This is a genomic window from Arthrobacter burdickii, assembly GCF_030433645.1.
In the GTDB taxonomy this organism is placed as follows: Bacteria; Actinomycetota; Actinomycetes; order Actinomycetales; family Micrococcaceae; genus Arthrobacter_D; species Arthrobacter_D burdickii.
Genome location: NZ_JAROCG010000001.1, coordinates 2760815 through 2775337 on the forward strand (window position 1 = coordinate 2760815; position 14523 = coordinate 2775337).

Here is a 14523-nt window from a genome sequence, read left to right on the forward strand (position 1 = left end):
CACGACTACATCAGGCAGGACGCGCTGCGTCAGGCGGTCGCGACCACCGGCCGGAGGTCCTCGGCGGGAGGCGTCCAGGCTGCAGGGTCCGCCGCGATCTGGTCCCCGGACCGGATGTCCTTCACCTCGTGCGAGCCGTCGGGCGACGTGAACCACACGAAGGGGATGCCGCGGCGGTCCGCGAACTTGATCTGCTTGCCGAACTTCTCGGCGCCCGCTGCCACCTCCGCGGAGATCCCGCGGCTTCGCAGCGCCGCCGCGACGTCCTGTGCCTGCGACCAGGAATCGTCGTCGGCGAGTGTCACGAGGACGGCGGTGGGGACGGACCGCGAGACCGTGGCGAACCCCTGGCTCAGGATGCGGGAGACGATCCGCGTGACGCCGATGGACAGGCCGACGCCGGGGAACGTGCGGTTGCCCTTGCGGGCCAGGGAGTCGTAGCGGCCGCCGGAGCAGATCGATCCAAGGCCTTCGTGCCCGTTGAGCACCGTCTCGTAGACGGTGCCGGTGTAGTAGTCGAGCCCGCGGGCGATGCTGAGATCCGCCACCACCCGGCCCGGCGCCCGTCGGGACGCTTCGCCCACGACCTGCCGGAGTTCCTCGAGGCCTTCGTCGAGGAGGTCGTTCGTCACGCCGAGGGCGCGGACGCGCTCGACGAACGAGGTGTCGGACGTACGGATGCCGGCGAGCTCGAGTGCGAGGCGCACCTGGTCGTCGTCAGCGCCGACCTCGTCCCGCAACAGCGTGCCCACCTTCTCCGCGCCGATCTTCTCGAGCTTGTCGATGCTCCGCAGGACGGCTGCGGTGTCCTCGAGCCCGATGCCGCGGTAGAAGCCCTCCGCGAGCTTCCGGTTGTTGACGCGCAGCGTGAAGTCCGGGATGGGGAGGGCGCCGAGGGCCTCGACCACGGCGAGGGCGAGTTCGACGTCGTACCGGAACGGCAGCACACCATCGCCGACGACGTCGATGTCCGCCTGGGTGAATTCGCGGGCACGGCCCTCCTGGGGTCGCTCCCCGCGCCAGCACTTCTGGATCTGGAATCGGCGGAAGGGGAAGGCGAGGTGGCCGGCGTTCTCGACGACGTAGCGGGCGAACGGCACGGTCAGGTCGTAGTGGAGGGCGAGGCCGCTCTCGGAGGCGGACGCCTCGTCGGCCTGGAGGCGGGACACCGCGTACACCTCCTTGTCGATCTCACCCTTCCGGAGCAGGTGGTCCACCGTCTCGACCGCCCGCGTCTCGATGCTGGAGAAGCCGTGCAGCTCGAACGTCCGCTGCAGCACCTCGAGCACATGGAGCTCGATCAGGCGCTCCTCCGGAAGCCATTCGGGAAAGCCGGACAGTGATGCCTTGCGGGCCATGGGGTGGGTCTCCTCCTGCGCGGGGTTGCCGGTTCCCGCTTCCCTGCAGGGAAGCGGTCCGTTCTGCGGCCTCAATCCTAGGTGTCGTGGCTGGTTCCCGGGAAAACGGGAAGAGCCTGCGGTCGGGAGCAGCGGAAGAGCGGCTGCTCCCCGCACGTCCAGAGCGAAGGGTGCCTCCACACCGGAACCCGGATTACGGCCCAGTGGGTAAAGTAACCTCAGGGCAGACTCCCAGACCCTGCATGAAATGGCCCCGGCGTTGCTCACGGCCATCCGACGAGCGAAAGACTTCTAGCGGTGACACACAGTCAGCAATCCGACGAAACGACCATCGGCCAGGACGCACAGCAGGACACGGTGGCAGGCGACGGCGCCGGCGGCCCCACGTCAGCAGATGCGCCAACGGGCACGGACACGGGTACCGACACGGGCGACGTGACCGCAGCCACCTCCCCGCAGGACGGGACAGAGCCGGCGGCGTCCGGCCCCGCCGAGGAAGCCGACGCTGCCACCGCAGACGCAGCCGGTACGGCCGAGGCCGAGGCCTCGGCGCCGGTCGATGTCGACCCATCCGGCGTCGGCACCAGCGCGCACTCCCCTGCTCCGGACGCCCCGGCCGAGTCGGCGGAACCATCGGTTGCTCCGGCCGGCGCAGGTGAGAAGCCCGATACAGGCGACGCAACCGGTGCAGGCGAAGAACCAGGTGCAGGCGACGCAATCGAAGCTGCGGACGCAGCGGACGCCCCCGCGGCGTCGGTCCCCCTGGCCCCCGAGCCCGTTCCCCTGACCACGCCGTCGCCCAGTCTCGCCGCTCCCCGCCCACCGCTGCCCACGGCGATGGCGCCCCGACCGCTGAAGAAGGCCGCCCAGCCGGTCGCCGCACCCCTGGCGCACAGCACCTCCCTCGAGGAGGCCGGCAGGTTCGCCCGCGTCGAGGACGACGGGCACGTCTTCCTGCTGGTCGACGGCGCCGAGCACCCGGTGGGACAGTACCCGGATGCGACCCGCGAGGAGGCCCTCGCCTACTTCGTGCGCAAGTACGACGACGTCGTCAGCCAGGTGGCACTGCTCGAGCAGCGCGTGCAGGCCAAGGCGCCCTCGTCGGACATGGCGAAGACGGCCAAGCACCTGCGTGCCCAGGTGGGCGAACGGAAGATGGTCGGCGACGTCGTCGCCCTCGAGGCGCGGATCGATGCCCTGCTCGGCGACATCAGCGGCCTCGAGAAGGCGGAACGCGCGGTACAGGACGAGCTGAAGGCCAAGGAGCTCGCGGCCCGTGAGGCGATCGTCGCCGAGGCCGAGGAACTCGCGGGCCGGGATCCCTCCACCGTGCAGTGGAAGGCCAGCAGCACCCGCATGAACGAACTGTTCGAACTGTGGAAGGCGGCGCAGAAGAACGGACCGAGGCTCGGCCGCGGCACCGAGGACGCGCTGTGGAAGCGTTTCCGGTCCGCGCGCACCGTCTTCGACCGGCACCGGCGCGCCTACTTCTCACAGCTGGACAGCGACAACGCCGAGGCGAAGCAGGCCAAGGAGGCGCTCATCAAGCGCGCGGAGCAGCTCTCCAGCTCGACCGACTGGGGCCAGACGGCTGCCGAGTACCGGCACCTCATGGACGAGTGGAAGGCGTCAAAGCGCGCCAGCCGCAAGGACGACGACGCCCTCTGGGCCCGCTTCCGGGCCGCCCAGGACCGCTTCTTCGAGGCTCGCAAGTCCGCCAATGAAGCTGTCGACGAGGAATACGCCGGCAACCTCACGGTGAAGGAAGCCCTGCTCAAGGAGGCCCAGCAGATCCTGCCGATCCGCGACCTCGCTGCTGCCAAGAAGGCCCTGCAGTCCATCCGCGACCGCTGGGACGAGGCGGGCAAGGTGCCGCGCGCCGACATGGGACGTATCGATTCCGGCCTCCGGCAGGTCGAGGACGCGATCAAGGCCGCCGACGACGACCACTGGAAGAAGACGAACCCCGAGACGAAGGCCCGCACCAACAGCGCGCTGAGCCAGCTCGAGGCGACGATCGCCCAGCTCAAGGAAGACCTCACCGACGCCGAACGTGCGGGGAACGCGAAGAAGATCGCATCCGCCCGGGAGGCTCTGGCGGCACGCGAGCAGTGGCTCGAGATGCTGCAGAAGTCGGCCCAGGACTTCTCCTAGCGCCCGGCCCGCGCCGGTTCCACGGCCCTCCGGCACCGTTGTCCACATCGGTGCCGGAGGGCTTTTGCGTGCACGACGCGGTGGGATGCTGGAGCAATGCCTCCCCTGGACAGCGCCGCTGCCGCACCGCCCGAACGTCTCCGGGGCGCGGACGGCAATCCGGTGACCTCCACCGGGGGCGCCCTCTTCCACGCCGGTGAGATCTTCACCTCGGCCGAGTTGCAGGCCATGAGGCTGGAAGGACTCGTGCGCCTCGTCATCGGGGACTCCTACCTCCGCAGCGACTTCCGCGAGGACCCGGCCACGCGGTCCCAGGCAGCAGCACGCTGCGTACCGCGCTCCCTGCGCCCGCGGGTGGCGCTGGGACGTACGTGCGCCGCCTGGATCTACGGGTGCGCGCCCCCGCCGGCCCTGATCAGCCTCGTGTCGGACCACCGCCGTCGCACCACCGCCCTGCCGCCCTTCACGCCCGCGGTCCTGCATCAGGTGGCGCTCGGCCCCTTCGACGTCAACAGGGTGGGAGGGGTGTCCGTGACGACCCCGCTGCGTACGGCGGTGGACATCGCCATCCACGGGGAGGACTGCGATGCCGTCCGAATCCTCAGCGCCATCGGCAGGGATCACGAGCTCGACTGCCCGTTACGGCTCGTGGAGGCGGCACTGCTCGCCACGGCACGCGTGCCGGGCAAGACGCGTGCCCTGACGAGGCTGCGCGCCGCCCAGCGTCCGGGGGCGGAAGGACGTGACCGTCGCGCGTCAGGGTCGGCGCTGGGAGCCCGTGGTCCGGTAGACGTCGAACACGCCGTCGATGCGGCGTACGGCGCTCAGGATGTGGTTGAGGTACTTCGGGTCACCCATCTCGAACGCGAACCGTGACATGGCGACCCGGTCCGACGACGTGTTCACGTTGGCGGCCAGGATGTTCACGTGGTTCTCGGCGAGCACACTCGTGACGTCCGAGAGCAGGCTCTTGCGGTCGAGGGCCTCGACCTGGATCTCCACGAGGAACACGCTCGACTGCGTCGGCGCCCAGTCGACGGGCACGATGCGGTCCGGCTGGTCACGCAGTTCCTGCACGTTGCGGCAGTCGCTGCGGTGGACCGAGACGCCGGAGCCCCTCGTGACGAAACCGATGATCGGGTCCGGCGGCACCGGAGTGCAGCAGCGGGCGAGCTTCACCCAGACATCGCCGACGCCGCGGACCGTGACGCCGGAGTCGGAGAACTTGGGGCGGCGCGGCTGCGTGGCCACCGCCGTCTCGGCGATGTTCTCCTCGGCACCCTCGTGGCCGCCCATGAGCGCCACGAGGTGCTCGATGACGTTCTGCGCCGACGTATGGCCGTCGCCGACGGCGGCATAGAGGGCAGAGATGTCCTGGTGGCGGAGTTCCTGGGCGACGGTCAACAGGGCGCTGTGCGTCATCATGCGCTGCAGCGGGAGGTTCTGCTTGCGCATCGCGCGCGTCAGCAGCTCCTTGCCCTTGTCGATCGCCTCCTCGCGGCGCTCCTTCGTGAACCATTGGCGGATCTTGTTCCTGGCCCGCGGGCTCTTGACGAAGCCCTGCCAGTCCTGGCTGGGACCCGCGCCTTCGGCCTTGGAGGTGAAGATCTCCACCCAGTCGCCGTGGTTGAGCTCGCTGTTGAGCGGCACGAGCTTGCCGTTGACCCTCGCGCCGATGGTCCTGTGGCCGACCTCGGTGTGCACGGCGTACGCGAAGTCGACCGGCGTCGAACCGGCAGGCAGCGCCATGACCTCGCCCTTGGGCGTGAAGACGAAGACCTCGCGCGCATTGATCTCGAACCGCAGCGAGTCGAGGAATTCGTCGGGGTCCGAGGTCTCCTGCTGCCAGTCCACGAGGCTCCGCAGCCAGCCCATGTCCCCGTTGTCGGAGGCCTCGAGCTGCCTGCCGCCGTTCTTGTACTTCCAGTGGGCCGCAACGCCGTACTCGGCGCGGCGGTGCATGTCGTGCGTCCGGATCTGGATCTCCACGGGCTTGCCGCCCGGGCCGATCACCGTGGTGTGCAGCGACTGGTACATGTTGAACTTCGGCATGGCGATGTAGTCCTTGAACCGCCCGGGCAGGGGGTTCCACCGCGAATGCAGCGAGCCGAGGGTGGCGTAGCAGTCACGCACGCTGTCCACCAGGACGCGGACGCCCATCAGGTCATGGATGTCGTCGAAGTCCTTACCCCGCACGATCATCTTCTGGTAGATGGAGTAGTAGTGCTTCGGCCGGCCCGTGATCGTCGCCTTGATCTTCACGGCGCGCAGGTCTTCCTCGATCTGGTTGCGCACGAGGCTGAGGTGCTTCTCGCGCTCCGGCGTCCGGTCCCCCACCATCCGGACGATCTCCTCGTACACCTTCGGGTGGAGCGCCGCGAAGGACAGGTCCTCGAGCTCCCACTTGATGGTGTTCATTCCCAGGCGGTGCGCGAGCGGGGCGAAGATCTCGAGGGTCTCCCGCGCTTTCTTGGCCGAGGAGGCAGGCGAGACGAAGCGCCAGGTGCGGGCGTTGTGCAGGCGGTCGGCGAGCTTGATGACGAGGACGCGGATGTCCTTGGCCATGGCGACGACCATCTTGCGCACGGTTTCGGCCTGGGCCGCGTCGCCGAAGGACACCTTGTCGAGCTTGGTGACGCCGTCGACCAGCATGGCGACCTCGGGGCCGAAGTCCCGTTTGAGCTCCTCGAGCGTGTAGGACGTGTCCTCGACGGTGTCGTGCAGGAGTGCCGCGGCGAGCGTGGTGCCCGTCATGCCCAGTTCGGCGAGGATCGTGGCCACCGCCACCGGATGGGTGATGTAGGGGTCGCCGCTCTTGCGCGTCTGGCCCTCGTGGCTGCGTTCGGCGACGAGGTAGGCGCGCTGGATGAGGTCGAGGTCTTCCTTCGGGTTGTTCGCCCGCACCGTCCGCAGGAGCGGTTCGAGGACCGGCGAATACCCGGACGAGCCTCGACCGGTCAGCCGGGCGATGCGCGCCCGGGTGCGTCCGCGCCGGCCGGGCGCCACCTGGTCGGCACTCGCCGCGGACGGGGCCGATCCCGGCGCTACCGTCGGCGGCTCCGGCTGTACGAGCCCACGGGACGGACCCGGACGTGGGCCATCCGTGGCGATCGGACCAGGAGATCCAGGCGCCGCAGTGCCCCCGTCGTCGGGCCGCACTGCGGGATTCACCGCTTCAGCCATTCAAGTCCCTCAATCTCGATCCAGAATCCCGGAAGGATTCAAGATGCCACAGGTAACGCGACCTCTCCAAGTCTAGCCGCGCTTCGAACGGCAACAGCCGCAGGATCCCGGTGGGTATCCTGCGGCTGCGGCGTCTGCATGCACCCTGGCCCGGTGCGCGGCGTGCTAGCGCGCCGGGTGCGCCCCCGCAGACACTGCCTCGAGCGCACGGCGGTCCAGGACCTTCTTCTCCTGCTTCTTCAGGTCCGGCTCGTTGAGCCGCAGGGCCGCGTACAGCGGCGCCGCGATGAAGATCGTGCCCAGCGTGCCGAGGATGATGCCGATGAACAGGGCCAGGGAGAGGTCCTGCAGCGTGCCCGCGCCCAGCAGGAACGAGCCGATGAACAGGATGGAGGCGACGGGCAGGATCGCCACCACCGAGGTGTTGATCGACCGGACGAGCGTCTGGTTCACGGCGAGGTTGACCTGCTCGGCGAACGTCCGCCTGGTCGAGGTGGCCCCGTCCGCCGTATTCTCCCGGATCTTGTCGAACACCACGACCGTGTCGTACAGGGCGTAGCTGAGGATCGTGAGGAAGCCGATGATCGCCGAGGGCGTCACCTCGAAGTTGCTGAGCGAGTACAGCCCGGCGGTCACGACCATCACCACAACGAGCGCGGCCATCGCGGCGAGGGCCATCTTCCAGGTGCGGAAGTAGATGGCCATCAGGATCGCGGCGAGCAGGACGAACACCCCGAAGCCGATCAGGGCCTGGCGGCTGACGTCCTCGCCCCACGTCGGGCCGACGAAGCTCGAGGTCACCTGGTCCTCGCCCACGCCGTAGCCGCTGATGAGGTTGTCGCGGACGCTGAGCGTCTCGTCGTCCGTCAGCCGCTCGGTCTGGACGCGCATCGTGTCCGCCGCGATGTTGGTGACGCGCGGGACGGCGTCGGGGACGACGTCGGTCACGGCCGCCTCACCGATGGAGGCGTCCGTGTTGTCCGTCGCGGAGACGGTGAACTCGGACCCGCCCCGGAAGTCGATCCCGAGGTTGAAGCCGCCCTTGACCACCGGGATGATGATCGAGATCAGGATGGCGAGGCCGGCGATGAGGAACCAGAGGTTCCGCTTGGCGACGAAGGGGTAGGAGCGCTTCCCCGAGTACAGCTCGTTGCCGAAGGTGGCGAAGCTCGTGCGGCTCATTCGTTGTTCTCTTTCTGGGAAGAACCGGTGCGGCCCGCGAGGGCCTTCTGCTGCTCCGCGCGGCGGCGCTCGGCGATGGTCATGCGCCGTTCGGCTTCCGCCGAGGCGCCCTTGTTCTTGGCCCGGGTGATGACGACGGGCTTCTCGGCGGGATCGCGCAGGCGGCCGGCGCCGCGGTAGAGCGGGATACCGCCCAGGCGGCTCGGATCGAGGCCGGACCACGGGTGGCCTTCGCCGAAGAACTTCGTCCTCGCCAGCAACCGGAGGACCGGGTGGGTGAAGAGGAAGACGACGACGAGGTCCGCGATCGCCGTGAGGCCGAGCGTGAAGGCGAAGCCGCGGACGTTGCCGACGGCGACGAAGTAGAGTACGAGCGCCGCCAGCAGGTTCACTGCCTTCGACGCGAGCACGGTGCGCTTGGCACGGCGCCAGCCGTTCTCGACGGCGGAGATGAGGCCGCGGCCGTCGCGCAGCTCGTCACGGATGCGTTCGAAGTAGACGATGAACGAGTCCGCCGTCTGGCCGATGGCGACGATGAGGCCCGCGACGCCGGCGAGCGACAGCCGGTAGTTCTCGGTCCAGCCGAGGATGCAGATCGCGAGGTAGGTCAGGACACCCGCGACGACGAGCGAGGCGATGGTCACGAGGCCGAGCAGGCGGTACTGGAACATCGAGTACACGGCGACCAGCAGGAGCCCGATGAGGCCCGCGACGAGTCCGAGCCGGAGCTGGTCCGCTCCCAGGGTCGCGGAGATCTGCTGTTCGCTCTGGATCTCGAAGCTGATGGGCAGGGCGCCGTACTTGAGCTGCTCGGACAGGGCCGCGGCGGATTCCTCCGTGAAGTTTCCGCTGATCTGGGGGTTGCCGTCCGCGATGACCGCATTGGTGGTCGGCGCCGAGACGATCCGGCCGTCCAGCACGATGGCGAACTGGTTGCGCGGATCACCGGTGCCGATCGCGTAGAGGCGCTCGGTCACTTCGCGGAAGGTCTTGGTGCCCTCGTCGTTGAAGTCGATGTTCACGGCCCAGGTGTTGAGTGCCTGGCCCTGCGGGCTGCGCTGCAGCCCGTAGCTCGCGGTGGAGATGTCCGTGCCCGGGACCTCGACGGGGCCGAGGATGTACTTGCCCTGCGTGTCGGGTTCGCACGCGACCATGGGCTTGTCGGCCGGAGCCGGTTCCTCGGCAGGCTCGAGGGCCGCCGGATCGAGGCAGTCCAGGGCCTCGAACTGCTTGTAGAGCTCGGGCGTGATCCAGTTCGGGTCACTGGCGTCCTTCGGCTCCGCAGCCGGCTTGGGAAGCTGGTCGTCGGGCGTCGGAGTCTCCGCCGCTGCCGCCTGTCCGGGGCCACCCGCGAGCACGGGCCGGAATTCCATCTGGGCCGATGCTTGGATCAGGTCACGGGTCTGGGGGTCCGGTGTCCCGGGGAGGGACACGATGACGTTCTGCCCGGACTGCGTGTTGATCTCGGCTTCGGCGACGCCGGAGCCGTCCACGCGCTGTCGGATGATCTCCACCGCCTGGTCGAGCTGTTCGGGAGTGATCTCACTGCCGCCCTGGACGCGGGGGGCGAGGATCATCTGCGTCCCACCCTCGAGGTCGAGGGCCAGTCGGGGGCTCCAGCTCGCGGTGCTCCAGTAGGAACCCGCTCCCAGCAGGATTGCGAGCAGTGCTGTCAATGCGCCCAGCCAGACTAGTGTCCGCTTGGCTGCCGTCCCGGGACCGGTACGAGGCATGGTGGGTGTCCTTATTTCGTGGCGCGGCTCGTGGCCGCGGTGATTCTGACAGGCGCGGTGCGAGGACCGACGCCTTGGGAATGTTAGTTGTCTGGGTTCGCTTTGGGGTCGCGGGGATCCCGCGAGTCGCGGCTTTCCTGGGCGGACTGCCTGTTCAGCCGCTCGAGGGTCTCCTCCGGCGTCTCAACGCCCGAGGTGGTACCCGCGGTTCCCGCGGCGGTGGAACCGGCGGACGGGGTGCGGTCGACGGCGTCGATCGAGGACGTGTCCTCCGCGACCGGCGTCCCCGGAAGGGCTTCCTCGCGGGTGTCGTCGACGCGCTCCTGCTCGACGACCTTGGACAGGGCCTGGGTATGCACGGTGGCCAGGTTGCCCGGAGACAGCTCGAGGACTGCCTTGTTGTTCTCCTGGTCGATCGAGACGATCGTGCCGAAGAGCCCGAACTGCGTCATGACCTCGGTACCCGGTTCCATGCTCGTCCGCATCTCCTTCACCTGCTTCTGCGCCTTTCGCTGGCGCCGGAACATGGTGAAGATCAGGAAAGCCAGCGCCAGCGGCAGGAGGAGGGAGAAGATGTCGAAGGGAGGAGCATCTCCGGAGGCGGTCTGGGCAACTACATGTGCGAACACTGGGAATTTCCGTTCCTGGGACTGGGAGTGGGCGGCAGGACTGTGCCCCGGCACACATTAGAAGACACCAGTGTAAAGGGGAAAGCTGGGCGATCCCGCGTCAGGAGTCCGGCCGGGCCCAGCTGTCAAGGCCCGATTCGCTGCCGAGCAGGTCCTCGGGCGCCACGGAGAACAGGTCCTCCGGCATGGCTGCGGCGACGGTCTCGGGCATCTCGAGGCCGAGGTGCCTCCACGCGGCCGCCGTCGCGATCCTCCCGCGCGGCGTCCGTCCGAGCATGCCCTCGCGCACCAGGTAGGGCTCGGCGACGGTCTCGACCGTCTCGGGCTCCTCCCCCACGGCGATCGCCAGCGTCGAGAGACCCACGGGACCTCCGTTGAACTTGGTGATGAGGGCGGTGAGGACGGAGCGGTCCAGCCGGTCGAGTCCCCGCGCATCCACTTCGTACATGTCGAGCGCCGCGCTTGCCGAGCGCGCATCGATCAGGTCGATGCCGTGCACGAGCGCCCAGTCCCGGACCCGCCGCAGCAGCCGGTTGGCGATACGGGGCGTTCCCCTCGAGCGGCCGGCGATCTCGGCGAATGCCGCCGAGTTCACCTTCATGTCCATGAGCATCGCCGACCGCCGGAGCACCAGCTCGAGTTCCTCGGTCGAGTAGAACTCGAGGTGGCCGGTGAAGCCGAAGCGGTCCCGGAGCGGGCCGGGCAGCAGTCCCGCGCGCGTGGTGGCACCCACGAGGGTGAAGGGCGGCAGTTCCAGCGGGATGGCCGTGGCACCGGGCCCCTTGCCGACGATGATGTCCACCCGGAAATCCTCCATGGCCATGTAGAGCATCTCCTCGGCCGGCCGGGACATGCGGTGGATCTCGTCGAGGAAGAGCACCTCCCCGTCGGTCAGGGACGAGAGGATCGCGGCGAGGTCGCCGGCGTGCTGGATCGCGGGACCGGAGGAGATGCGCAGCGGTGCGTTCATCTCCGCGGCGATGATCATGGCGAGCGTCGTCTTCCCGAGGCCGGGAGGTCCCGACAGGAGGACGTGGTCGGCGCTGCGTCCGCGCAGTCGCGAGGCTTCGAGGACGAGCGACAGCTGCCGCCGGACGCGCTTCTGCCCCACGAAGTCGTCGAGGTTCTTCGGCCGCAATGCGGCCTCGATGGCCCGGTCCTCGGGATCGGCGGCCGGCGCGACGAGCGGCGCGTCCTGGGGCTGTGGATCCGTCATGACCCGACCTTCGCCCGCGCCGAGCTTCGCGCGCCGTCCTGCCCGAGGCGGCGCAGCGTGAGCTTCAGGATCTGGCCCACATCACCCGTCGCCGCGACCTCGGGCGCGTCGGCGACGGCTGCGTCGATCGCTGCCCCGGCGTCCCTCTCGGACCAGCCGAGGCCCATCATGGCGGTGAGCACCTGGCCCTGCCAGGTCTGCTTCGGAACGCCCGGTGCCGATTCCAGGGGGACCAGCTTCCCGGCGAGTTCGAGCACGATGCGGCGTGCTCCCTTGGGCCCGATGCCGGGCACCTTGCTGAAGGCCTTGTCGTCGCCGGAGGAGGCGGCCACCCGGATGGCGTCCGGCGCGTGGACCGCCAGCACGGCGAGGGCGAGGCGGGGGCCGACGCCACTGACCGCCAGGAGGGTCTCGAAGACCTCGCGCTGGTCCGCGTCTTCGAAGCCGAAGAGCGTCATCGAGTCCTCGCGGACGATCATCGCGGTGGCGACGGTGGACTGCTCGCCCACGCGGAGCCCGGCGAGGGTCTGCGGCGTGGCTTGGACCTGCATGCCGAAGCCGTTGACATCGATGACGGCGGAGTGCAGGCCCACGTGGGTCACTGTTCCGCGCAGGGAACTGATCATGAAGAGCTCCAAGGCACTTGCGGGACGGGGACGGCGGGCCGGGGCCCGCGTCGAACATACGTTCTAATGGATAACCGTACCGGCGTCCCGCCCCGGACGCGAGGAGCCACACCGGGAACGGCGCTAGCGACGTCGCGCCCGCGCCTCCGCCTCGGCCCAGATGCGCTGCGCGGGGGTCACGCTGCCTCCGGATGCAGCAGCGCCCTGGAGCCCTACTCCCCTGCGCCAGGCGTGCGTGATAGCGAGCGCCAGGGCGTCCGCGGCGTCGGCAGGCCGAGGCGCGGTCTCGAGCCGGAGGATCTTCGTCACCATCTTCGTGACGGCCACCTTGTCCGCCTGGCCGTTGCCCGTGACCGCGGCCTTGACCTCGGTGGGTGTGTGGAGGGCCACCGGGATGCCGCGCCGGGCCGCGGCGACGATGACGACGCCGGACGCCTGCGCGGTCCCCATGACGGTACTGATGTTGGTTCCGCTGAACACGCGCTCGACGGCGAGGGCCTGGGGTTCGTGCAGGTCCAGCCACAGGTCGACGGCCTCCGAGATGACCAGGAGCCGCTCGTCGAGGCTCCGGCCCGCCTCCGTGCCGACGACGCCGACCGCGACGAGCGTGGAGCGCCGGTTCGGCTCGATGTCGACGACCGCGAGGCCGCAGCGTGTCAGGCCGGGGTCCACGCCCATGACCCGGTAGGTCACGGCGCTACCCTCCCTGCGGTCCCAAGCGGAGCGATGTCAGTCGTCGTTCTCGAGCTCGGCCAGCACGTCGTCCGAGAGATTGGCGTTGGAGTAGACGTTCTGGACGTCGTCGAGCTCCTCCAGGGCGTCCACCAGCTTAAGGAACTTCCGGCCGCCGTCGGCGTCCAGGTCCACCTGCATGGACGGCACGAACTCGATCTCGTCGGTGTCGTACTCGATCCCGGCCTCCTCGAGCGCGCCGACCACGGCGCGGACGTCCTGCGGCTCCGAGATGATCTCGAAGCTGTCGTCGGACTCCTTGACCTCGTCCGCGCCCGCGTCGAGCACGGCCATGAGCAGCTCGTCCTCGGTGAGGCCGTTCTTCGGCAGGGTGACGACGCCCTTGCGTGCGAACAGGTACGCCACCGACCCGGGATCGGCGATGCTTCCGCCGTTGCGCGTGATGCCGACGCGCACCTCGGAGGCGGCACGGTTCTTGTTGTCCGTAAGGCACTCGATCAGCAGGGCCGAACCCTGGGGACCGCGGGCCTCGTACATGATCGTCTGGTAGTCGACGGCCTCGCCGAGCAGGCCCGCCCCGCGCTTCACGGCGCGGTTGATGTTGTCGATGGGGACGGAGGTCTTCTTCGCCTTCGAGACGGCCAGTTCGAGCCCGGGGTTACCGGCGATATCGGCACCTCCGGCGCGCGCTGCGACTTCGATGTTCTTGATCAGCTTCGCGAAGGACTTCGCCCGCTTGGCGTCGATCGCGGCCTTCTTGTGCTTGGTTGTTGCCCACTTAGAGTGCCCCGACATGCTTACGCTTCTCCTCTGATCATCCGAATGAACAATTCGTGGACCCGCCGCTCACCCGTCACTTCCGGGTGGAAACTCGTAGCCAGCAGGTTCCCCGAACGCACTGCCACAATTCTAGCGACCGGCGCCAAGTCGGCTTCCGCTCCGTGCTCTCCAGCCGCTTCTCCAGCTGCCGGGGGGCCCGCCTGCGGCGTCTCGGCGGCAGGCACCTGTGCCAGCACCTGCACGCCGTCGCCCACCTTCTCCACCCAGGGCGCACGGATGAAGACGGCCCGCACGGGGTCCTCGCCCGCGGCGCTGCCGGTGGTGGCGAGTCCCTGGAAGTCCAGGTCCGCCTCGAACGACTCGCGCTGGCGCCCGAAGGCGTTGCGCCGCACCACCATGTCGAGGCCGCCGAGCGTCTGCTGCGGGTTGCCGAGCCTGTCCGTGGACGGATCCGCGATGACGTCGGAGAGCAGGATCATACCGGCGCAGGAGCCGTACACCGGCAGCCCGCCCGCGATGAGTTCGCGCAGCGGCTCCGCCAGGCCGAAGGTGCGGGTCAGCTTGTCGATCGTGGTCGACTCGCCACCCGGGATGATCAAGCCGTCGATCGCTGGGAGTTCCGACGGCCGCCGGACCGGAACGGCCCGCCCGCCGAGGGACTCGATGGTGGCGACGTGTTCGCGCACGTCGCCCTGCACGGCGAGCACGCCGACGACGACGTCGCGGCGCTGCGAGGTCGTCGCACCGGCGGTCCTAGGAGCCGTGGCAGCCGCGCCGGCCTCACTGTCGGAGGAGGCGGCACCGGATGCTGGCCCGGAGGTAGGCCCGGACGTGGGCAGGGGGGCCGAGAAGGACGGGGAAGTCATCCCTCAATTCTAGGTCGCCCTGCCCGGGTTCCCGGCGCCGTCGGGGCAGGCGTGAGCAGCGCCTCCCTCCCGCGTCCCGGAAAGGTCGGCGTGGCTGCGATAA

General features: G+C 69.2%; 12 protein-coding genes. 2 read left to right on the forward strand and 10 right to left on the reverse strand.

Going from position 1 to position 14523, the window contains the following annotated elements; all coding sequences use genetic code 11:
• Positions 1 to 29: 29 nt before the first annotated feature.
• On the reverse strand, positions 30 to 1358 hold the full coding sequence (hisS, locus tag P5G52_RS12945; protein WP_301227967.1) for a histidine--tRNA ligase: 1329 nt from the start codon (positions 1356 to 1358) through the stop codon (positions 30 to 32).
• 297 nt (positions 1359 to 1655) lie between these two features.
• Between hisS and P5G52_RS12950 the strand changes: the two genes are divergently transcribed.
• Together P5G52_RS12950 and P5G52_RS12955 are read left to right on the forward strand one after the other, a co-directional pair.
• Entirely contained in the window at positions 1656 to 3512 is a 1857-nt protein-coding gene (locus P5G52_RS12950) for a DUF349 domain-containing protein (protein ID WP_363321888.1), read from the forward strand.
• A 96-nt stretch (positions 3513 to 3608) separates the two neighbouring features.
• On the forward strand, positions 3609 to 4388 hold the full coding sequence (locus tag P5G52_RS12955; protein WP_301227969.1) for a hypothetical protein: 780 nt from the start codon (positions 3609 to 3611) through the stop codon (positions 4386 to 4388).
• Here P5G52_RS12955 and P5G52_RS12960 read toward each other — a convergent pair.
• From P5G52_RS12960 to pdxT, 9 genes are all read right to left on the reverse strand, one after another.
• Positions 4269 to 6695, reverse strand: coding sequence for a RelA/SpoT family protein (locus tag P5G52_RS12960; protein WP_301227971.1), 2427 nt, complete (start codon positions 6693 to 6695; stop codon positions 4269 to 4271). The two genes, P5G52_RS12955 and P5G52_RS12960, sit on opposite strands and share 120 nt — an antisense overlap.
• A 165-nt stretch (positions 6696 to 6860) precedes the next feature.
• A complete protein-coding gene (gene secF / locus P5G52_RS12965) occupies positions 6861 to 7877 on the reverse strand; it encodes a protein translocase subunit SecF (RefSeq protein WP_301227973.1) in 1017 nt (338 codons plus the stop codon).
• Positions 7874 to 9610 carry a protein translocase subunit SecD gene (gene secD / locus P5G52_RS12970; protein ID WP_301227975.1) on the reverse strand — a complete coding sequence of 579 codons (1737 nt, stop codon included), beginning with the start codon at positions 9608 to 9610 and terminating at the stop codon, positions 7874 to 7876. The genes secF and secD overlap by 4 nt, the downstream gene beginning before the upstream one ends.
• Before the next feature lie 83 nt (positions 9611 to 9693).
• Entirely contained in the window at positions 9694 to 10239 is a 546-nt protein-coding gene (gene yajC, locus P5G52_RS12975) for a preprotein translocase subunit YajC (protein ID WP_301227977.1), read from the reverse strand.
• Positions 10240 to 10339: 100 nt separating this feature from the next.
• Positions 10340 to 11455: a Holliday junction branch migration DNA helicase RuvB gene (gene ruvB / locus P5G52_RS12980; RefSeq protein ID WP_301227979.1), complete on the reverse strand. Its 1116-nt coding sequence runs from the start codon at positions 11453 to 11455 to the stop codon at positions 10340 to 10342.
• Positions 11452 to 12081 carry a Holliday junction branch migration protein RuvA gene (gene ruvA, locus P5G52_RS12985; protein ID WP_301227981.1) on the reverse strand — a complete coding sequence of 210 codons (630 nt, stop codon included), beginning with the start codon at positions 12079 to 12081 and terminating at the stop codon, positions 11452 to 11454. The genes ruvB and ruvA overlap by 4 nt, the downstream gene beginning before the upstream one ends.
• Positions 12082 to 12204: 123 nt before the next feature.
• The gene (gene ruvC, locus P5G52_RS12990; protein ID WP_301227983.1) at positions 12205 to 12774 is read right to left on the reverse strand and encodes a crossover junction endodeoxyribonuclease RuvC; all 570 of its coding nucleotides are present in this window, start codon (positions 12772 to 12774) and stop codon (positions 12205 to 12207) included.
• 36 nt (positions 12775 to 12810) lie between these two features.
• Positions 12811 to 13569, reverse strand: coding sequence for a YebC/PmpR family DNA-binding transcriptional regulator (locus tag P5G52_RS12995; protein WP_301227985.1), 759 nt, complete (start codon positions 13567 to 13569; stop codon positions 12811 to 12813).
• 2 nt (positions 13570 to 13571) lie between these two features.
• A complete protein-coding gene (pdxT, locus tag P5G52_RS13000) occupies positions 13572 to 14420 on the reverse strand; it encodes a pyridoxal 5'-phosphate synthase glutaminase subunit PdxT (protein ID WP_301227987.1) in 849 nt (282 codons plus the stop codon).
• Positions 14421 to 14523 lie beyond the last annotated feature (103 nt).